The sequence below is a fragment of the Variovorax sp. J22R115 genome, from assembly GCF_030317005.1.
GTDB lineage: Bacteria > Pseudomonadota > Gammaproteobacteria > Burkholderiales > Burkholderiaceae_C > Variovorax.
Window position 1 is genome coordinate 87967 of sequence record NZ_JASZYM010000009.1, and the last position, 18667, is coordinate 106633.

Genomic DNA, 18667 nt, shown 5'->3' on the forward strand with positions numbered 1-18667 from the left:
AACGAAGCACCGCATTGGTGAAGCGGCAGGCTCCTGCACGCAGCCCGGGAACGCACAGGCCGGGCACCTCCGTCACGCCGCCAGCATCCGCTGCCGGCACTGCATCCCCAACACGACCGACGACACGGCCCGACAACGGCCGCGCCGCGGCATTTCGCACTGAAAGCCATGTCCAGCTTCAAGTCTTTCCTGAACTCAGGCCACGGCCCGACGTTGTTCGCGTCCTTCCTGTACTTCGCGTTCTCGTGCTGCATCTGGGTCCTCAACGGCGCCATGGCGCCATTCATCGGCGAAACCTTCGACCTCTCGCCGGCGCAAAAGGGCCTGATGCTGTCGGTGCCGATCATTGCGGGCGCACTGATGCGTTTTCCCCTGGGCATCCTGTCGCAGTACATCGGTCGCAAGAAGGCGACGCTGGTCGAGATGGGCCTGATCGCCGTGGCGATGCTGTTCGGCTTCTTCATGGTGCACAGCTTCAACGACCTGCTCGCCATGGGCGTGCTGCTGGGCATCGCCGGCGCCAGCTTCGGCGTGGCACTCTCGCTCGGTTCGGGCTGGTTTCCGCCGCAGCACAAGGGGCTCGCAATGGGTCTGGTGGGCGCGGGCAACGTCGGGACTGCGGTGTCGGTGCTGGTGGCGCCGCCGCTCGCGCAATGGCTGGGCTGGCAGAGCGTGTACGGCGTCGCGGCCGTGGCGATCCTGCTGCCGATGATCGTGATGATCGTGTACGCGAAAGAGCCTCCCGACATCGACAGCCACGCCAGCTTCCGCGAGCACATCGCCTGCCTGTTCGAGAAGGACGGGTGGGTGTTCAGCCTGATCTACGGCGTGACATTCGGCGGCTTCATCGGGCTGACGACCTTCCTGCCGTCCTACTACTACGACCAGTTCGGGGTGAGCAAGGTGCAGGCCGGTCAGCTCACCATGCTCGCCGCATTCATGGGCGCTGCCGTTCGCGTGATCGGAGGCTGGATCTCCGACCGCTGGGGGGGCGTCAACACGCTGACGCTGGTGCTGCTGGTAGTGGCGGTCGGGTTGACGCTGGTGGGGTTCGCATCGTCGTCGCTCACCCTCACCACGCTGCTGCTGATCACCTGCTTCGCCGCACTGGGCGCGGGCAACGGCGCGCTATTTCAACTCGTGCCGCTGCGCTGGCCGACAAGCACGGCCGTCGCGGGTTCGATGATCGGCGAGATCGGCGCCCTCGGCGGGGGCCTCGTTCCCAACGCGATGGGCCTCTCCAAGCAATACCTCGGCAGCTATCTCTGGGGCTTCGTCTTCTTCGCCGCCCTCTCCCTCGTGATGCTCGGCGTCATGCGCGTGATGCAGATCCGCTGGACCCGCACCTGGGCCGAAAAAGGCGGCCGCGCCCGCGTGGCGACAGCACCCGAGAGCACCGCCAACTTCACCAAAGCCCGCAACGCATGAACCCGCACAACCCCATTCCAGGAATACCGCGGACCCGGCTTAGCCGGTCCGCCGGTATTGCCCCCTGCAAGGGGGTGGAGAGCGACATGAAATGCGCGAGCCTGGGGGTGTGCGCAAAGACTACGAGCCTGGGGGTGTGCCTATGTCCGGGGCAAGAACAGCAGCCAGAACACCAGCAGCATGTTGAGCAACAAGGAAATGCCGAGCGCGATCTTGTACAGCGCCGCCGGGTCACGGCGAACCAGCGGCGTGGCGCTCGGAGCGCTGACGGGACGCGAAGCGCCGCGCTCCAGCGCCAGCAGCAACTCCTCGGCAGTCTCGAAGCGTTGTCGCGGGTCGCGCGCGACGGCCTTGCGCACCAGGTGGTCCAGCCATATCGGCACATCGGGCCGGATGCGCGAGAGCGCGGCCGGATCGCGCCGGTAGCGCGACGCCTGGTAGGGCTCGATCTCGCCATAGGGCAAGCGCCCGGAGAGCCACTGGTAGAGCGTGACCCCCAATGCGAAAAGATCGCTCGCCGCATCGGCAACGCCGCCTTCCCATTGCTCAGGATTGATGTAGCTCGGCGTGCCGGCGTGCAGCTCGCGTTGCGCCGCACCCTCGCGCCCGGACAACGCCACGCCCAAGTCGAGGATGCGCCAGCATCCATCGTCTCCGAGGTGCAGGTTGCCAGGCTTGATGTCCCGATGCACCACACCGTGGCGGTGCAGCCGTCCCAGTGCGCGGCTCACTTCGATGGCCGCGGCCACGACTTCGGCGACCGCCCCGCGCCCGCCGGACTTCTGCATCTGCTCGAGCGTCCGGCCGCCATGCCAATCGAACACGGTGTAGAGCGCGCTCGCATCGGCCGCTCGCTCATGGACGCGCACGAAGCCGCTGTCGGGTCGTGCGCTGACGCGCAGGCCCAGCCAGGCTTCGTGCGCGAGCATCGCGCGCTCCTGAGGGTCACCGGCCCGGGACGGGTGCAAGGTCTTGAGCGCGACCAGCGCTCGCGTCACGGGATGGCGCGCCTGGTAGAGCAGGTGCACGCCGCTGTTCGCCACCAGCGCGGTGACGAGGTAACCGTCCAGCACGTCGCCGACCTTCAACAGGGGCGGCGGCGCCAGGCGGCGGACATCGCCCATCTCGTCGTCCAGTTGTCGGGCATCGAGACCGATGACACGGATCACCAGCGCGGTCGCGTTGTCGCGGGTTCCTGCGCCCAGCGCCGCATTCACCAGCGCGTCGCTGGCCTCGCCCGCCGTGCCTTGCAGCGCGATCGCGGCGAGTTGCTGCGCCTTGAGCACACCGTGCACGCCGTCGGAGCTGAGCACGAAGCAGTCGCCGACGCGCACGTCACCTTGCACGTAGTCGACCCGCACCTGGTCGTCGAGGCCGATGGCGCGTGTCAGGCGGCTGCGAAAGTCGGGCTGCTCGAAGGCATGGTCATGGGTCAGCGGCACGGCGGGCTCGCCATCCTGCCGCACGCGCCAGGCACGGGTGTCTCCGACGTGCGCGAGCGTGTAGCTCTGCCCGTGCAACACCAGCGCGGTCAGCGTGGTGAGCGCAGTGCCCTCGCCTTGGCGTCGACGGTTGTGATCGGCCAGCCAGGCGTTCTGCGCGCCGATCAGGCGGTCCAGCGCCGCGGTGGGCTCCCAGGTGTCGGGCGTGGCGAAGTAGTCGCCCAGCAGCCCCATCACCGTGGTCTGCGCAGCTTCCAGGCCGCGCCCACCGGTCGACACACCGTCGGCAATGGCGGCGATCAGCCCGCGCGCCTCTTCGCCGCGCGGCGCGTGCACGGCACCGGCGAAGTCCTCGTTGACGTCGCGCGGCCCGCGCTGGCTGCTGTAGCCGATGTCCACTTCAAAGCTCATGGCGCGATTCTCCACGCGCGTCCCGGGCAGCCCGCTTGATTGAATCGACGAAAGGTCCAGCCCCATGAAGAAGATGAAACTCGTGATGGTCGGCAACGGCATGGCCGGCGTGCGCACGATCGAAGAGCTCCTCAAGATCGAGCCCGACCTCTACGACATCACCGTGTTCGGCGCCGAGCCGCACCCGAACTACAACCGCATCCTGCTGTCGCCTGTGCTCGCGGGCGAGCAGACGATCGATGAGATCGTGCTCAACAGCTGGGAGTGGTACGCCGAGAATCACATCACCTTGCACGCCGGCAAGAAGGTGGTCGAGATCGACCGCGTCAAGCGCATCGTGCGTGCCGAGGACGGCACCGAGGCCGCGTACGACCGCCTGCTGATGTGCACCGGCTCCAACCCATTCATGCTGCCGGTCCCGGGCAAGGACCTGAAGGGCGTGATTGCCTACCGCGACATCGCCGACACCGACTACATGATCGAGACCGCCCGCACGCACAAGAACGCGGTGGTCATCGGCGGCGGCCTGCTGGGCCTCGAAGCGGCCAACGGCCTGATGCTGCGCGGCATGAACGTCACCGTGGTGCACGTCATGCCATGGCTGATGGAGCGCCAGCTCGACGACGTCGCCGGCAAGCTGCTGCAGAAGTCACTCGAAGACCGCGGGCTCAAGTTCCTCCTGGGGGCCCAGACGCAGGAACTGGTCGGCGGCGAGGACGGTCGGGTGAAGGCCATCCGCTTCAAGGACGGCATCGAGGTGGCGGCCGACCTGGTCGTCATGGCGGTCGGCATCCGGCCCAACACCGAACTGGCCGAGAAGGCCCGGCTGCACGTCAACCGCGGCATCGTCGTCACCGACACCATGCAGACCGTGACCGACGCGCGCATCTATTCGGTTGGCGAATGCGCGGCGCATCGCGGCATCGCCTATGGCCTCGTGGCGCCGCTTTTCGAACAGGCCAAGGTGGCGGCCAACCATCTGGCGCAGTTCGGCATCGGCCGCTACATGGGCTCCCTGACCTCGACCAAGCTCAAGGTCACCGGCATCGACCTCTTTTCGGCCGGCGAATTCATGGGTGGCGAAGGCACCGAGGAGATCGTGATGAGCGACCCTTTCGGCGGGGTCTACAAGAAGCTGGTGATCAAGGACGACAAGCTCGTCGGCGCTTGCCTCTACGGCGACACGGTCGACGGCAGCTGGTACTTCAAGCTGCTGCGCGACGGCCGCAGCGTGCACGACATCCGCGACAAGCTGATGTTCGGCGAATCGAACATCGGCGACACCGGCCACGAAGGCCATAGCAAGGCCGCGTCGATGCCGGACGATGCCGAGGTCTGCGGCTGTAACGGCGTCAACAAGGGCACCATCTGCAAGGCGATCAAGGACAAGGGACTGTTCACCCTCGAAGAAGTCAAGAAGCACACCAAGGCCAGCGCGTCCTGCGGTTCGTGCACCGGTCTGGTCGAGCAGATCCTGATGTTCACGGCAGGCGGCGACTACTCCGCGACGCCGAAGAAGAAGGCCGTCTGCGGGTGCACCGACGTGAGCCACAAGGACGTGCGCGACGCGATCCGCAAGGAGCACTACCTCACGCACGACGAGGTGTACCGCAACCTCGGCTGGCGCACGCCCAACGGCTGTTCGTCCTGCAGGCCGGCCATCAACTACTACCTGATCTCGACCTGGCCCAAGGAGGCGAAGGACGATCCGCAGAGCCGCTTCATCAACGAGCGCAGCCACGCCAACATCCAGAAGGACGGGACCTATTCGGTGATCCCGCGCATGTGGGGCGGCCACACCACGCCCGACGAGCTGCGGCGCATCGCGGACGCGGCCGACAAGTACAAGATCCCGACGGTCAAGGTCACGGGCGGCCAGCGCATCGACCTGCTCGGCGTGAAGAAGGAAGACCTGGAAGGCGTCTGGAAGGACATCGGCATGCCTTCGGGCTTTGCCTACGCCAAGTCGCTGCGCACGGTGAAGACCTGCGTGGGCAGCGAGTGGTGCCGCTTCGGCACGCAGGACTCGACGCAGATGGGCAAGGACCTGGAGCGCGCGTTGTGGGCGATGTACTCGCCGCACAAGGTCAAGCTCGCCGTCTCGGGCTGCCCGCGCAACTGCGCCGAGGCCGGCATCAAGGACGTGGGCGTGATCGGCGTCGACTCGGGCTGGGAAATCTATGTCGGCGGCAACGGCGGCATCAAGACCGAGGTCGCGCAGTTCCTCGTGAAGCTGAAGACCTCCGAGGAAGTGATGGAGTACGCGGGCGCGTTCCTGCAGCTTTACCGCGAGGAAGGCTGGTATCTGGAGCGCACGGTGCACTACGTCGGGCGTGTCGGCCTCGACTACGTGAAGAAGAAGATCCTCGAAGACGCGGAAGGCCGCAAGGCACTCTGGGAACGTCTCCAGTTCGCACTCGATGGCGAGCCCGATCCGTGGTTCGAGTCGAGCCAGGCCTCCGTCGACGTGCGCCAGTTCACCCCTGTCGCCGTGGTCACCGACAGCGCTGCGCAGGTCGCTTGAAAGGAAACGCGATGAGCGAATGGAAAGTCATCTGCCGCGTCGACGACATCCCGGTGCTCGGCGCACGCCGCGTGACCCGGCCAGCGGGCGTCGATGTCGCGGTGTTCCGCAATGCCGAGAATCAGGTCTTCGCGCTACTCGACCGCTGCCCGCACAAGGGCGGTCCCCTGAGCCAGGGCATCGTCTTCGGCACCAGCGTGGCCTGCCCGCTGCACAACTGGGCCATCGGCCTCGACGACGGCTGCGCGAAATCGCCCGATGAAGGCTGCACGCCGCGCTTCGCGGTCAAGGTGGCGGATGGCGTGGTGCACCTCGATGCCGTCGAACTGGCGTCGCACGCCATCGATCTCCCCCGGCCCGTCGCCGGACCGAAGCGCACCGTTGCGGCCTGAGGGAAAGCCATGAAGGAAACACGCTCGACCTGCCCGTACTGTGGTGTGGGCTGCGGCGTGATCATCGAGTCCGATGGCGCGCAAATCACCGGCGTGCGCGGCGATCCCGAGCACCCCGCCAACTTCGGCCGCCTGTGCACCAAGGGCTCGACGCTGCATCTGACGGCCAGCGCCGCGGTCACGATGCAGACGCGACTGCTGCAGCCGATGCAGCGGGCCACGCGCGGCTCCGCACCCGCAGCGATCAGCTGGGATGGCGCGCTGGACGTGGCTGTCGAGAAGTTCTCGCAGGTCATCCGCGACCACGGCCCGGACGCGGTGGGCTTCTATGTCTCCGGTCAGTTGCTGACCGAGGACTACTACGTCTTCAACAAGCTCGCCAAGGGCCTCGTCGGCACCAACAACATCGACACCAACTCGCGACTGTGCATGAGCAGCGCAGTCGCGGGCTACAAGAAGACGCTCGGCGCCGACGCCCCGCCCGCCTGCTACGACGACCTGAAGCATGCCGAGTGCCTCTTCATCGTGGGCAGCAACACGGCCTGGGCGCATCCGATCCTGTTCCGGCGCATCGAGGACGCGAAGGCGGCCAATCCGGCGATGAAGATCATCGTGGCCGATCCGCGGCGCACCGACACGGTGGAGATCGCCGACCTGTTCCTGCCCATCCAGCCGGGCACCGACGTGATGCTCTTCAATGGCATGCTGCACCTGATGCTGTGGGAAGGATGGACCGATGCGCGCTACATCGCCGAGCACACCAGCGGCTTCGACGCGCTCAAGGCCACGGTGCGCGACTGCACGCCCGATCATGTGGCGCAAGTCTGCGGCATCTCGAAGGACGACCTGTTGCAGGCAGCGCGCCTCTTCGCGACCTCGGGCGCGACGCTGAGCCTCTATTGCCAGGGACTCAACCAGTCCTCTTCCGGCACTGCCAAGAACGCGGCGCTGATCAACCTGCATCTGGCGACCGCCCAGATCGGCAAACCCGGCGCCGGGCCCTTCTCGCTCACCGGGCAGCCGAACGCGATGGGCGGTCGCGAAGTGGGCGGTCTTGCCAACCTGCTCTCGGCGCATCGCGACCTCGCGAATCCGCAGCATCGCGCCGAAGTCGCGGCGCTGTGGGGTGTGCCGGACGTTCCACAGCAGCCGGGCAAGACGGCGGTCGAGATGTTCCAGGCCGCCGCCGACGGCGAAATCCGTGCGCTCTGGATCGCCTGCACCAATCCGGCGCAGTCGATGCCCGACCAGGCCACCGTGCGACGCGCGCTTCAACGCTGCGAGTTCGTCGTGGTGCAGGAAGCCTTTTCGACCACCGCCACCTGCGACTTCGCCGACCTGCTGCTTCCCGCCACCACCTGGGGCGAGAAGGAAGGCACCGTCACCAACAGCGAACGTCGGATCTCGCGCGTGCGGCCGGCCGTGCCCGCACCCGGCGAAGCCCGCGACGACTGGACGATTGGCGTGGCCTTCGCGCGCCGGCTCGAAGAAGAGCTGGGCCGCACGAACACCCTCTTCCCCTACCCCGATGCCGAGTCGGTCTGGAACGAGCACCGCGAATCGACCCGCGGCCGCGACCTCGACATCACGGGCATGAGCTACGCGATGATCGAAGCCGCGCCGCAGCAATGGCCGCTGCGCGAAGGCGAATCCACCGGCCGCGCGCGCCTCTACGAAGATGGAATCTTCCCGACGCCCGACGGCCGCGCCCGCTTCGTCGACACGCCTTACAAGCCGGTGACGGAGGCGCGGGAGGCGCGGTACCCCTTCTCTCTCAACACGGGCCGCCTGCGCGACCAGTGGCACGGCATGAGCCGCACCGGCACACTGGGCCGCCTGTTCGGCCACGCCGCTGAACCCACGGTGCAGATGCACCCGCAGGACATGGCGCGCCGCCAGATCGCCGAAGGCGATCTCGTGCACGTGACATCGCGCCGCGGCTCGATCGTGGTGCCCGTCGCGGCAAGCAGCGAGGTCGGCCTGAGCCAGGCATTCATCGCGATGCACTGGGGCGGCGAATACCTGAGCGGCTCGTCCAGCACGGGCACGCTGCTGGCGGGCGTCAACGCGCTGACGACGCCGAGCTTCTGCCCCGACTCGAAGCAGCCCGAGCTCAAGCATGCCGCCGTGAAGATCCTCAAGGCCGAGCTGCCCTGGTCGCTGCTCGCCGCGGCCTGGTTGCCTCAGGAAGCGGCCTTGCATACCGTGGCGGCACTTCGCAAGCTGATGCAGAGCTTTCCCTTTGCGAGCTGCGTGCCTTTCGGTACCGGCGGCGCATTGGCAGGCAGCGGCGCGGATCGCACGGGCATCCTCTTCCGCGCGGCGGCGCACGAGGCAGCGGACGACGCATTGCTCGCGCAGATCGAAGGACTGCTCGCACTGGACGGCGCGGATACCCTGCGCTATGCCGACGTCAAACGCGGACAACGTCGCGCCGTCCGCCTGGTGCGCGACGGCGCGGATGCCCACCTGGAAGGTTTCCTGCTGGGAGGCGACACCCGAGCCGAGGCCTGGATCAAGGCATTGCTGCAAGACCGCTTGCCGGCCCAGGCCTTCGGTCGCCAACTCCTGCGTCCCGGTGCCTCGGCTCCCAGCGGCGTGGCCGCGCGCGGCAAGGTGATCTGCAGCTGCTTTGGCGTGACGCAAACGGCGATCAGCGAACAGGTCGTCCTGATTCGAGGCACCGACGACGAACGCCTTGCCAAGCTCCAGGCCACGCTCAAGTGCGGCACCAATTGCGGCTCCTGCCTGCCCGAACTCAAGCGGATGGTGCGCTCCGGTGCGGCGCCGGCGCTGGCGGAGGCGCCGTGAACTCTCCGTCCAACGCTCTCACCGCCGACCCTCCTGCGCTTCGGGGCATAAGCACGCCCGATTTGCGGCATAAGTCATGCGGGACAATCCAGGCACCCATGGGAATCAGCCAGTACATCAAGGAAATCGGCCGCGGCGCGCGCGGCGCGAAGCCACTCAACCGCGAGCAGGCGCTCGACCTGTTCGGCCAGGTGCTGGACGGCTCCGTCACCGATCTGGAGATCGGCGCCTTCTGCCTGGCGATGCGCATCAAGGGCGAAACGCCCGAAGAAATGGCCGGGTTCCTCGATGCGACGCATGCGCGGCTGACCCGTTTTCCCGCCACCGTTCGCCCGCTGATCGTGGTGCCCAGCTACAACGGAGCGCGTCGGCTGCCGGTGCTCACGCCACTGCTGGCGTTCCTGCTCGCCCGCGAAGGGCTGCCGGTGCTGGTGCATGGCACGGCCACGGAGTCGACACGGGTGCTGGCCTCCAATGTGCTTGCCGCGCTGGGTGTGCCGGCGCTCGCCGCCGTCCGGCCCATCCAGGACGGCGAAGTCGTCTTCGCACCCACGGAGTTGTTGAGCCCTGGTCTCAAGCGCCTGCTGGACGTCCGCCGCGTGGTCGGCCTGCGCAATCCGGGGCACAGCGTCGTCAAGCTGATGCTGCCAAGTGCAGGCACCTGCGTGGTAATCGGCAGCTACACGCATCCGGCCTACGCCGAATCGATGGCTGCAACCTTCGAGTTGATGGGCATGACTGCCCTGCTGTCGCGCGGCCTCGAAGGCGAGAGCGCGGCCGACCCCCGCCGCATCGCGCAGGTCGACGGCTTCGTGAACGGCCGGCGCGTGGAACTGCAGGCCCAGCAACCCGGCACCCAGACCGAGGTTCCGGGCTTGCCCAGGCAAATCGACATCGCGACAACGGCCGACTACACGCGGCGTGTGCTCGCGGGCGAGACCCCGGTGCCCGACGCGATCGCCCAGCAGGTGGCGCAGATCCTGCAATTGGCGCAACTGGCCCAAGAAGCGCAACAGGTGGAAACCGAATGAGCAACCTCTCACATCAAGGCAGCTGCACTCTGGTCGGCGCCGGTCCCGGCGACCCGGAACTGCTCACCATCAAGGCCGTGAAGGCCATCCAGGCCGCGACGGTGCTGTTCGTCGACGACCTCGTCAGCGATGAGATCCTGGCCTATGCCCGCCCCGGCGCGCGCATCGTGCACGTGGGCAAGCGCGGCGGCTGCCGCAGCACACCGCAGGCTTTCATCGAGCGCCTGATGATCACCGCGGTGCACGAAGGCGAGACCGTCGTGCGCCTGAAGGGCGGCGACCCCTTCATCTTCGGACGGGGCGGCGAAGAGGTCGAGCACCTGCGCGAAGCCGGCATCGAGGCGCGCGTCGTCAACGGCATCACGGCCGGGCTGGCGGCCGTCACGGCGCTGGGCGTGCCGCTCACGCACCGCGACCACGCGCAGGGCGTCGTGTTCGTCACCGGCCACGCCAAGACGGGGCATTCGGCCGAGGAGCATCCGACCGACTGGCAACAACTTGCCGCAACGGCACGCGACGCGCGGCTCACGCTCGTCATCTACATGGGCGTCTCCGGCGTCGCGCACATCCAGGACCAGTTGCTTCACGGATTGCCGGGCGACACGCCGGTGGCCGTGATCCAGCACGCGACCCTGCCGCAACAGCGTCACATTGCAACCACGCTTTCCCGACTGCGCCGCGATATCGCTGCCGCAGGGCTGGCAAGCCCTTCGGTGATCATCGTGGGCGACGTGCTGCGCGGCCTGGCTGCCGCCGGTGTGCCGGCAACGCGCTTCGGCACCTGATGCGGCTGATGGACATGGCACGTTGAGCAGCTTCGACGTCGTCGTCATTGGAGCGGGCGCCGCGGGCCTGTACTGTGCAGCCCTCGCAGGCCAGCGTGGGCTGAAGGTGCTGCTGCTCGACCACAACGAGCGCATCGCCGAGAAGATCCGCATTTCTGGCGGCGGGCGCGCCAACTTCACCAATCGCGACCTGGACGTACGCGCGCCGCAGCGGCATTTCATTGGCGACAACCCGAACTTCTGCCGCTCGGCCCTGTCGCGCTACATGCCGCAGCAATTCATCGAACTGGTCCAGCGCCACGGAATCGCCTTCCACGAAAAGCACAAGGGCCAGTTGTTCTGCGACGGCCCCTCGCAGCAGATCATCGACATGCTGCTGGCCGAATGCGCGGCGGGCCACGTCGCTCATTGGCAGCCGTGCAGCGTGGGCGACATCGCGTTCTCGGAGCAGGGTGGCTACCAGATGGAAACCAGCCGCGGCAGCGTCAAGGCGCCGCGCCTCGTGATTGCCACTGGAGGGCTCTCCATCCCGCAGATTGGCGCCAGCGACTTCGGCTACCGGATCGCCACCCAGTTCGGATTGCGCGTCGTCACGCCGCGCCCGGCGCTCGTGCCATTGACTTTCGGCGGCGAGGCCTGGGAACCGTACGCCGGGCTGGCGGGGCTGGCCCTGCCAGTGCACATCGAGACTGGAGGCAAGAAAGAGCGAATGAGCTTCCTCGAGGACCTGCTTTTCACGCACCGCGGCCTGTCGGGCCCGGCCGTGCTGCAAATCTCGAGCTACTGGCGGCCGGGCGCACCGCTCACGATCGATTTCGCACCCGGGACCGATGTCGCCACCTCGCTCGGCGAGGCCAAACAGCGTTCGCGCAAGCGGATCGGCAACGAACTTTCGGGACTGGTGCCATCGCGGCTCGCCGACGCCTGGGTCGGACAGGACGCCGCCCTGCAGCGCCCGATCAACGAGGCCGCCGACCGCGCGCTAGCCGCTTTGGCCGAGCGCATCACGCGTTGGCAGATCACGCCCAGCGGTACAGAGGGTTACAAGAAGGCCGAGGTCACGGCGGGCGGCGTCGACACGCGCGACTTGTCGTCGCAAACCATGGAATCCAACCAACCGGGCCTGTATTTCATCGGCGAGGTGGTGGACGTCACCGGCTGGCTGGGCGGTTACAACTTCCAGTGGGCCTGGGCCAGTGCCAATGCGTGCGCCCAGGCGCTGGCGCTCGACTCCAAAGCTGACGCTATAATGTCTGGCTAACTTTGGCCTCCCCTCAACGGCCTACTCCATTTCAGTTGAGGAACCCCGGCCCGGGGCCCGATCTTCCCCAGGCCAAATTCAACCAACCGATTCTTAAATGACCACCATCCGCGTAAAAGAAAACGAGCCGTTCGACGTCGCGCTGCGCCGCTTCAAGCGCACCATCGAAAAGCTCGGCCTGCTGACCGACCTGCGTGCCCGCGAGTTCTACGAAAAGCCGACCGCCGAGCGCAAGCGCAAGAAGGCAGCAGCCGTCAAGCGCCACTACAAGCGCGTGCGCAGCATGCAGCTCCCCAAGAAGCTGTACTAAGCACCTGCCGCGTTGGCTTCAGGCCAACGCCCGGTTCAGCAGCTTCCGAGCCGCGCCAGGAATACCTGCCGCGGCTTTTGTTTTTTGACCGCCTACGAAAGCCAGCCATGAGTCTCAAGGACCAGATCACCGAAGACATGAAGACCGCGATGCGCGCCAAGGACTCGGAGCGCCTGGGCACTATCCGCCTGCTGCTCGCCGCCCTCAAGCAGAAAGAGGTCGATGAGCGCATCGTGCTCGACGACGCCGCGGTGGTGGCCATCGTCGACAAGCTGGTCAAGCAGCGCAAGGACTCGGTGACCGCGTTCACTCAGGGCGGCCGCACCGATCTGGCGGACAAGGAAGCCGCCGAGATCAAGGTGCTGGAGGTCTATCTGCCGCAGCGCATGAGCTCCGACGAAGTGGCTGTCGAAGTCAAGGCGATCGTCGCCGAGCTCGGCGCCAAGGGCCCGGGCGACATGGGCAAGGTCATGGGCGTGGTCAAGACGCGCCTGGCCGGCAAGGCCGACATGGGCCAGGTCAGCGCCGCCGTCAAGGCCGCGCTCTCGGGCAGCTGAGCGTGACGCCAAGCCCTGTCCTCAAGGCCTGTGCCTGCCTGGTGGACGCCAACGGCCGCCTTCTGGTGTTCCACCATCCCGAGGACAAAGGCATGCAGTTGCCGAAAGGCACCATCGAGCACGGCGAAGCACCTGAGGACGCGGTGCGCCGCGAGTTGCAGGAGGAGTCGGGTATCCACTTCACCGGAGAACTGGTGCCGCTCGGCACCATCGATCGCTACTGCGAGGCTGGCATCGAAGGCAACAAGTACCGCCATCCGCAGTTGTGGCACCTGTTCCTGATGCACCACCAAGCACCTTTGCCCGAGGCGTTCGACCATGTGGCCATGGGCAGCCCCGAAGAAGACGGTCTCGTCTTCAGCTTTAGCTGGCTGGATCCGGATGCCCCGCTGGACGCCTTTGCCGACCCCTACGTCCGGGCCATCGGCAAGGTTCGGGAAGCCCTCGCGGACTGATGCCCCGCATCTCCCCGTGGGGCAGCGCCGATGAGGTCTTCAATGGGCTCGAAGGCACCTGGGACCTGGTCCGGACCATCGAGAAGCAGGCCACCATGGCCGGTATCGCGGTGTTCACACCACAGCACGCCACGATGCTGAAGTACCGTGAAGACGGCCGAATCCGGCTGGCCGACGGCAAGGAGCTCGACGCTCATCGCCAATACCGCTTCGAGCGCGCCGCTGGCGGCTTCGCGGTCTACTTCGAGGAGGAGCCGCCCCGCCTCTTCCATCGCATCAGGATCGTGCGCGACGCGGACGCACTGGCCGGCTCGGCCACCCACCTGTGCACGCCCGACACCTATGACAGCGCCTACCGCTTCCTCGTCGACGGCAGCTTCACCATCCGGCACACGGTACGCGGGCCGCGCAAGGACTACGTTTCGGCGACGGTTTTCAGGCGTCGCCGGGCGCCATAGCTCCGTCTGCAACGTCGCGTCAATCGCGTCCCAGACGCCAGCCCGGCATGCCTCGCATCACGGTCTGCACGACCATCGCGCAGATGCCGCACTTGATCAAGTCGCCGGGGATGAAGACCAGCATCGCCAGCGCCGCTTTCGACAGCGGCATGCTGGCGACCCACGAGAGCCCGACGATACCGAAGGCATAGACCACGACGATTCCGCCGACCGCACAGGACAGGAAGGCCGACGCCAGCAGGCCCGCGCCGGTCGCACCGTCGAGGCGATGCGCCAGCAGGCGCATCGTCAGGCCGCAGGCGAAGGCGCCGAACATCCATCCGAGCAGAAATCCCGCAGTCGGCCCGACAAACACACTCAGCCCACCGCGGCCGCCGGGCAGCAGGGGCAGGCCCAGCGCCACCGCGAGCAGGAACAACGCGATGGCGAGGAAACCGCGGCGCGGCCCTAACAGGCAGCCCGCCAGCATCACACCCAGCGACTGCAGAGTGATGGGCACGCCGAAGGGCAGGTCGACCTTCGGGATCAGGCCGAACACGGCCATCAAGGCCGCGAACAGCGCGATGTAGGAAAGGGATCGGGATGAAGCGAGGGTTGAGTTCGAGGTCATGGAAAGGTCAGTCGTGAATCGGGGCGGGAGACCAGGGGTTCATCGGCCCAGCCGCGCGGCCAGCGCATCGGCCACGCGCTCGGCAGTCTGGAGGGTGCGGATCGTCAGCGGCGCCAACAGCCGCAGACCGCCACCGCGGCCCGTGCGGGCACGGTAGGCGTCGTCGAGCCGCTGCCACTGGACATAGAAGTTCTCGGCGAAGCGCAGCATCAGCCCCAGCCCGAGCGCGATCCGTTCGGTCGGAACGCCGATGCGCTGCAACGGATGCAGGATGGCCTCGAGAACAGCCAGCAGGTCCTCGAAGCGCGTGCTCAACGTGAGCATCAGGGCCAGCGTGGCCGCGCTGGCGAGCCGCAGGGCGCTCGCCGCGCCGAGCCAGGTGGTGCCCAGTGCCCAGTGAAAGACGAGGATCAGTCCGCCGGCGATGGCCACGCCACCCAGCATGCGCAGGCGTCGCCATGCGGCCGGCCCGAGAGAGACGAAGACCAGCAGCACCGCGACGCAGGCGACGACCAGGTACATCGGCCGGTCGACCAGCACCAGGAGCGTGCCGCACACGGACAGGAGCACGAGCTTGATCCACGCCGGGATCGCGTGGAGCCAGGTGCGCTGCGCCGAATAAAGGCTACGCATGCCTGCCCTGTTCGGCCCGCACACGCTGGCGCACGTACTCGGCATAGGCCTCGCAGACCTCGCGACCCGGACCGTCGGCGCACACGCTGCCGCGTTCCAGCCACAAAACGCGCTCGAAACCGTGCACGTGTTCGAGCAGGTGGGTCGACAGGATGACCTGCTGCTGCGTCGCTTCGAGTTGCGCGGCCAGCCGTGCCTGGCTCGGCAGATCGAGGCTCGCGAACGGCTCGTCGAGCAGCAGCGTCGCCGGTTCGCTGATCTGCAGGGCCAAAAGGCACACCTGCTGCCGCTGGCCTTGGCTCAGCTCGCCGATGGCACGTCCGGCCCAGGCGTCCATTCCGCGCCGTGCGAGGAACTCGCGCACTTGTTGCCGTGCAACATCCCGCGTTTGCCCGCGCGCCGTCAGGCTGAAGGCCAACTCCTCGGCCACGGTCGGAAAGATGATCTGGTCGTCGGGGTTCTGGAACATGAGCCCCACGTGCGGCGATGGCCGCCGGCGACGGTCTTCCTGCGATTCGTTGGCGGACAGGACGACGCGTCCCTGCTGTGGCGCATCAAGCCCGCTGATGAGACGAAACAAGCTGCTCTTGCCGGCCCCGTTGTCACCGATCAGCCCGATCCGCGCCTCCTGGAGGTTCAGCGTCAGATCGTCGAAGACCCGCTCGTTGCCGCGCACCAGCGTCACCGCCTCGATGCGAACTCCATGTGGCGCGACAGGCCCGAACAGGGCCGGCTGCCGCGCCGGGCAGCCGGCCGGCGCAACCAAGCTCAGCTCCCTGCGACCTTCATCCGGTTGATCAGCAGCGACCCGGTGGTCTTTGCGCCGTAGTTGTACGCATCGGCGCCGACGGCTTCGATACCCATCAGCATGTCCTTGAGGTTGCCGGCGATGGTGATCTCCTGCACCGGGAACGCGATCCGCCCCTTCTCGACCCAGAAGCCGCTCGCGCCGCGCGAGTAGTCGCCCGTCACGTAATTGACGCCCTGCCCCATCAGCTCGATCACCAGCAGGCCGGTGCCGAGCTTGGCGAGCATCGCATCGAGGTCGTCACCCTTCTTCGTGAGCCGCGAGGTCAGCGTCAGGTTGTGCGAGCCGCCGGCATTGCCGGTGGTCTTCATTCCCAGCTTGCGCGCCGAATAGGTGCTCAGGAAATAGCCTTCGAGCCGCCCCCCATCGACCACCTTGCGCTTGCGCGTGACCACGCCTTCGTCATCGAAGGGCGAGCTGCCCTTGCCGCGCAGCACGTGCGGATCCTCCACTACGTCGATGTGCTTGGGCAGCACCGGCTTGCCCAGCGAATCGAGCAGGAAGCTGCTCTTGCGATAGAGCGCGCCACCGCTCGTGGCCTGCACAAGGCCACCGAGCAATCCGGCCGCCAGCGGCGACTCGAACAGCACCGGGCACTCGGTCGTCTTGATCTTGCGCGACTTGAGGCGGCTCAGCGCACGCTCAGCCGCATAGCGGCCGACGGCTTGCGGGCTCGCCAACTCTTCGGCCGAACGCATGGAGCTGTACCAGGCGTCACGCTGCATCTCGTCACCCTTGCCGGCGATCGGCGCCACCGAGATCGAATGCCGTGAGCTGGCATAGCCGCCGCGGAAGCCGCGCGTGTGAGCGCTGAAGAAGTGGCTCTGCTGCGCCGAGACGCCCGCGCCCTCGCTGTTGGTGATGCGCTTGTCGGTCGACAAAGCGGCCGCTTCGCATTCGAGCGCCATCGCGGCGGCCTGCTCGCTGGTGACGTCCCACGGATGGAACAGGTCCAGATCGGGCTGTTCTTTGGCGATATCGGCTTCGTCGGGCAGGCCGCTGACCGGATCCTCGGCCGTGAAGCGCGCAATGTCGTAGGCCGCCTGAACGGTCTGCGCCACAGCCGCCTCGGAGAAGTCGGAAGTGCTGGCATTGCCGCGGCGGTGGCCGACGTACACGGTGACGCCGAGCGACTTGTCGCGGTTGCGCTCGACGTTCTCGAGCTCGCCCTTGCGCACGGAGACGCTCAGGCCGCAGCCCTCGGACGCCTCGGCGCCGGCATCGGTCGCTCCGAGCTTCCTGGCGTGGGCCAAGGCCGAGTCGACCAGGTTTTCGAAGAAAGAACGGCTGTAGGCGAAGCCGGAATCGGCGCGCGAGGAAGATGTGGTCATGTGTTGGCTATGATACTTGCGCCCCCAGCTCCCGATGGTGCGGCCAACGATTGCCTCTATGTCCCGCAAACCTAAAAAAGGCTACTTCGTCCGCGGCCAGTTCGTCGCCGAAGGCAGCGAACTCGACCTTGAACTCAAGCGTGAGCTCAAAGGCACCGACGCGGCAAGCAAGACCGACCTCAAACGCGAAAGCGCCGAACTTCAGGCGCTCGGCGAAGCGCTGCTCGCGCTGCGCGCCGGGCTCTTCGACAAGCTCGACCTCGGCGACAAGCTGAAGGACGCGATCGAAGAAGCCAAACGCATCACCAACTTCGAGGGCAAGCGCCGCCAGATGCAGTTCATCGGCAAGCTGATGCGCGGCCTCGACGCCGCCACGCTCGACACGGTCCGCTCGGCGCTCGACGAGCAGAACCGCGGCCCCGCGCAGGAAACCGCCGTGCTTCACGACGCCGAGCGGTGGCGCGATCGCCTCATCGCTGACGACGACGCGCTGGGCGGCTGGATCGAAACCCACCCCGGCACCGACGCCCAGCAACTGCGCGCCCTGATCCGGCAGGCGCGCAAGGACATCAAGGCCGGCCCGCCCGGAGAAGCACCGCGCCAGGGCAAGGCCTACCGCGAGGTGTTCCAGCTCGTACGCGCACAACTGGGCGTGCATGGCGCGGACGACCACGCGGCCGAAGCCGCCGCTCAGTCGCGCGAGGAAGATGCATGACTGGACTTGGGCTCTCCCCCAGGCTTGCCCACTTCGTGTGGCCGCCCACCCCCTCACCGGGGGCAACACCAGCGGCCCGGCAAAGCCGGTTCCGCGGTGTTTTTAGTCTGGCGTAGGAGGCTTCGGTGGAATCCGTACGTATTGGGATCGTGTCAATCAGCGACCGCGCATCGAGCGGCCTTTATGAGGACAAGGGCCTGCCCGCGCTGCAGGAATGGCTTCAGCGCGCGCTGCGCAATCCGATCACCTTCGAGTCGCGCCTGATCCCTGACGATCAGGCCGGCATCAGCGCAGCGCTGATCGAACTGGTCGACGCAGGCTGTTCGCTGGTGCTGACGACCGGCGGCACCGGGCCGGCGCTGCGCGACGTGACGCCGGAGGCGACGCTCGCCGTGGCGCACAAGGAAATGCCGGGCTTCGGTGAGCAGATGCGGCAGATCAGCCTGCGCTTCGTGCCCACTGCGATTCTGTCGCGGCAGGTCGCCGTGATCAGGAACCAGAGCCTGATCATCAACCTCCCGGGCCAGCCCAAGTCGATCGCCGAAACGCTCGAAGGGCTGAAGAACGCGGACGGCACCCAGACGGTACAGGGCATTTTTGCTGCAGTGCCCTATTGCATCGACCTGATCGGCGGGCCCTACCTGGAAACCGACGACGCGGTCTGCAAGGCTTTCCGCCCCAAGACCGCGATCCGCACCCGGTGAC

At 67.0% G+C, this 18667-nt stretch carries 18 protein-coding genes; 13 read left to right on the plus strand and 5 right to left on the minus strand.

Features of this window, described 5'->3' with window-relative positions; all coding sequences use genetic code 11:
- The first annotated feature begins 168 nt into the window (after window positions 1-168).
- Window positions 169-1428, plus strand: coding sequence for a nitrate/nitrite transporter (locus QTI04_RS17095; RefSeq protein ID WP_286616673.1), 1260 nt, complete (start codon window positions 169-171; stop codon window positions 1426-1428).
- A 140-nt stretch (window positions 1429-1568) separates the two neighbouring features.
- Here the strand turns inward: QTI04_RS17095 and QTI04_RS17100 are convergent, their stop codons facing one another.
- Window positions 1569-3281 carry a bifunctional protein-serine/threonine kinase/phosphatase gene (locus tag QTI04_RS17100; RefSeq protein WP_286616674.1) on the minus strand — a complete coding sequence of 571 codons (1713 nt, stop codon included), beginning with the start codon at window positions 3279-3281 and terminating at the stop codon, window positions 1569-1571.
- Window positions 3282-3345: 64 nt separating this feature from the next.
- Here QTI04_RS17100 and nirB point away from each other — a divergent pair, with 64 nt between their 5' ends.
- The 10 genes from nirB to QTI04_RS17150 all read left to right on the plus strand — a co-directional run bounded on the left by nirB (window position 3346) and on the right by QTI04_RS17150 (window position 13865).
- Window positions 3346-5805 (plus strand): nitrite reductase large subunit NirB, encoded by a 2460-nt coding sequence (gene nirB / locus QTI04_RS17105; RefSeq protein WP_286616675.1) that lies wholly within the window; start codon window positions 3346-3348, stop codon window positions 5803-5805.
- Window positions 5806-5816: 11 nt separating this feature from the next.
- The gene (gene nirD / locus QTI04_RS17110; RefSeq protein ID WP_286616676.1) at window positions 5817-6197 is read left to right on the plus strand and encodes a nitrite reductase small subunit NirD; all 381 of its coding nucleotides are present in this window, start codon (window positions 5817-5819) and stop codon (window positions 6195-6197) included.
- A 9-nt stretch (window positions 6198-6206) separates the two neighbouring features.
- Window positions 6207-9008: a nitrate reductase gene (locus tag QTI04_RS17115; protein ID WP_286616677.1), complete on the plus strand. Its 2802-nt coding sequence runs from the start codon at window positions 6207-6209 to the stop codon at window positions 9006-9008.
- 98 nt (window positions 9009-9106) lie between these two features.
- The gene (ybiB, locus tag QTI04_RS17120) at window positions 9107-10039 is read left to right on the plus strand and encodes a DNA-binding protein YbiB (RefSeq protein WP_286616678.1); all 933 of its coding nucleotides are present in this window, start codon (window positions 9107-9109) and stop codon (window positions 10037-10039) included.
- Window positions 10036-10824: a uroporphyrinogen-III C-methyltransferase gene (cobA, locus tag QTI04_RS17125; protein ID WP_286616679.1), complete on the plus strand. Its 789-nt coding sequence runs from the start codon at window positions 10036-10038 to the stop codon at window positions 10822-10824. Before ybiB ends, cobA begins: the two co-directional genes overlap by 4 nt.
- A 22-nt stretch (window positions 10825-10846) precedes the next feature.
- On the plus strand, window positions 10847-12085 hold the full coding sequence (locus QTI04_RS17130) for an NAD(P)/FAD-dependent oxidoreductase (RefSeq protein ID WP_286616680.1): 1239 nt from the start codon (window positions 10847-10849) through the stop codon (window positions 12083-12085).
- Between the two features lie 97 nt (window positions 12086-12182).
- The gene (rpsU, locus tag QTI04_RS17135; RefSeq protein ID WP_007833691.1) at window positions 12183-12395 is read left to right on the plus strand and encodes a 30S ribosomal protein S21; all 213 of its coding nucleotides are present in this window, start codon (window positions 12183-12185) and stop codon (window positions 12393-12395) included.
- Between the two features lie 107 nt (window positions 12396-12502).
- Window positions 12503-12952 carry a GatB/YqeY domain-containing protein gene (locus QTI04_RS17140; RefSeq protein ID WP_286599881.1) on the plus strand — a complete coding sequence of 150 codons (450 nt, stop codon included), beginning with the start codon at window positions 12503-12505 and terminating at the stop codon, window positions 12950-12952.
- Window positions 12953-12954: 2 nt separating this feature from the next.
- Complete coding sequence (locus QTI04_RS17145) at window positions 12955-13407, plus strand: NUDIX domain-containing protein (protein ID WP_286616681.1); 453 nt, start codon at window positions 12955-12957, stop codon at window positions 13405-13407.
- Window positions 13407-13865: a DUF6314 family protein gene (locus QTI04_RS17150; protein WP_286616682.1), complete on the plus strand. Its 459-nt coding sequence runs from the start codon at window positions 13407-13409 to the stop codon at window positions 13863-13865. Before QTI04_RS17145 ends, QTI04_RS17150 begins: the two co-directional genes overlap by 1 nt.
- Before the next feature lie 19 nt (window positions 13866-13884).
- Here the strand turns inward: QTI04_RS17150 and QTI04_RS17155 are convergent, their stop codons facing one another.
- From QTI04_RS17155 to pmbA, 4 genes are read right to left on the minus strand one after another with little or no spacing between them, the layout of a single operon-like run.
- Window positions 13885-14475 (minus strand): biotin transporter BioY, encoded by a 591-nt coding sequence (locus QTI04_RS17155; protein WP_286616684.1) that lies wholly within the window; start codon window positions 14473-14475, stop codon window positions 13885-13887.
- Window positions 14476-14514: 39 nt separating this feature from the next.
- On the minus strand, window positions 14515-15108 hold the full coding sequence (locus QTI04_RS17160; RefSeq protein ID WP_286616685.1) for an energy-coupling factor transporter transmembrane protein EcfT: 594 nt from the start codon (window positions 15106-15108) through the stop codon (window positions 14515-14517).
- Complete coding sequence (locus QTI04_RS17165; protein ID WP_286616849.1) at window positions 15101-15835, minus strand: energy-coupling factor ABC transporter ATP-binding protein; 735 nt, start codon at window positions 15833-15835, stop codon at window positions 15101-15103. The genes QTI04_RS17160 and QTI04_RS17165 overlap by 8 nt, the downstream gene beginning before the upstream one ends.
- A gap of 41 nt (window positions 15836-15876) precedes the next feature.
- Window positions 15877-17247, minus strand: a complete 1371-nt coding sequence (pmbA, locus tag QTI04_RS17170; RefSeq protein ID WP_286616686.1) for a metalloprotease PmbA — start codon at window positions 17245-17247, stop codon at window positions 15877-15879.
- 58 nt (window positions 17248-17305) lie between these two features.
- Here pmbA and yjgA point away from each other — a divergent pair, with 58 nt between their 5' ends.
- Complete coding sequence (gene yjgA, locus QTI04_RS17175; protein WP_286599875.1) at window positions 17306-17962, plus strand: ribosome biogenesis factor YjgA; 657 nt, start codon at window positions 17306-17308, stop codon at window positions 17960-17962.
- A 125-nt stretch (window positions 17963-18087) separates the two neighbouring features.
- Window positions 18088-18666, plus strand: a complete 579-nt coding sequence (gene mog / locus QTI04_RS17180) for a molybdopterin adenylyltransferase (protein WP_286616687.1) — start codon at window positions 18088-18090, stop codon at window positions 18664-18666.
- Window position 18667: the final 1 nt, after the last annotated feature.

What these genes read in the sequence shown, in the direction of transcription:
- QTI04_RS17155 (WP_286616684.1), bottom strand. Translation starts at nt 14,475, where the DNA reads ATGACCTCGAACTCAACCCTCGCTTCATCCCGATCCCTTTCCTACATC.
- cobA (WP_286616679.1), top strand. Translation starts at nt 10,036, where the DNA reads ATGAGCAACCTCTCACATCAAGGCAGCTGCACTCTGGTCGGCGCCGGT.
- nirD (WP_286616676.1), top strand. Translation starts at nt 5,817, where the DNA reads ATGAGCGAATGGAAAGTCATCTGCCGCGTCGACGACATCCCGGTGCTC.
- yjgA (WP_286599875.1), top strand. Translation starts at nt 17,306, where the DNA reads ATGTCCCGCAAACCTAAAAAAGGCTACTTCGTCCGCGGCCAGTTCGTC.
- pmbA (WP_286616686.1), bottom strand. Translation starts at nt 17,247, where the DNA reads ATGACCACATCTTCCTCGCGCGCCGATTCCGGCTTCGCCTACAGCCGT.
- QTI04_RS17095 (WP_286616673.1), top strand. Translation starts at nt 169, where the DNA reads ATGTCCAGCTTCAAGTCTTTCCTGAACTCAGGCCACGGCCCGACGTTG.
- QTI04_RS17115 (WP_286616677.1), top strand. Translation starts at nt 6,207, where the DNA reads ATGAAGGAAACACGCTCGACCTGCCCGTACTGTGGTGTGGGCTGCGGC.
- QTI04_RS17100 (WP_286616674.1), bottom strand. Translation starts at nt 3,281, where the DNA reads ATGAGCTTTGAAGTGGACATCGGCTACAGCAGCCAGCGCGGGCCGCGC.
- QTI04_RS17160 (WP_286616685.1), bottom strand. Translation starts at nt 15,108, where the DNA reads ATGCGTAGCCTTTATTCGGCGCAGCGCACCTGGCTCCACGCGATCCCG.
- QTI04_RS17140 (WP_286599881.1), top strand. Translation starts at nt 12,503, where the DNA reads ATGAGTCTCAAGGACCAGATCACCGAAGACATGAAGACCGCGATGCGC.
- ybiB (WP_286616678.1), top strand. Translation starts at nt 9,107, where the DNA reads ATGGGAATCAGCCAGTACATCAAGGAAATCGGCCGCGGCGCGCGCGGC.
- QTI04_RS17150 (WP_286616682.1), top strand. Translation starts at nt 13,407, where the DNA reads ATGCCCCGCATCTCCCCGTGGGGCAGCGCCGATGAGGTCTTCAATGGG.
- rpsU (WP_007833691.1), top strand. Translation starts at nt 12,183, where the DNA reads ATGACCACCATCCGCGTAAAAGAAAACGAGCCGTTCGACGTCGCGCTG.
- nirB (WP_286616675.1), top strand. Translation starts at nt 3,346, where the DNA reads ATGAAGAAGATGAAACTCGTGATGGTCGGCAACGGCATGGCCGGCGTG.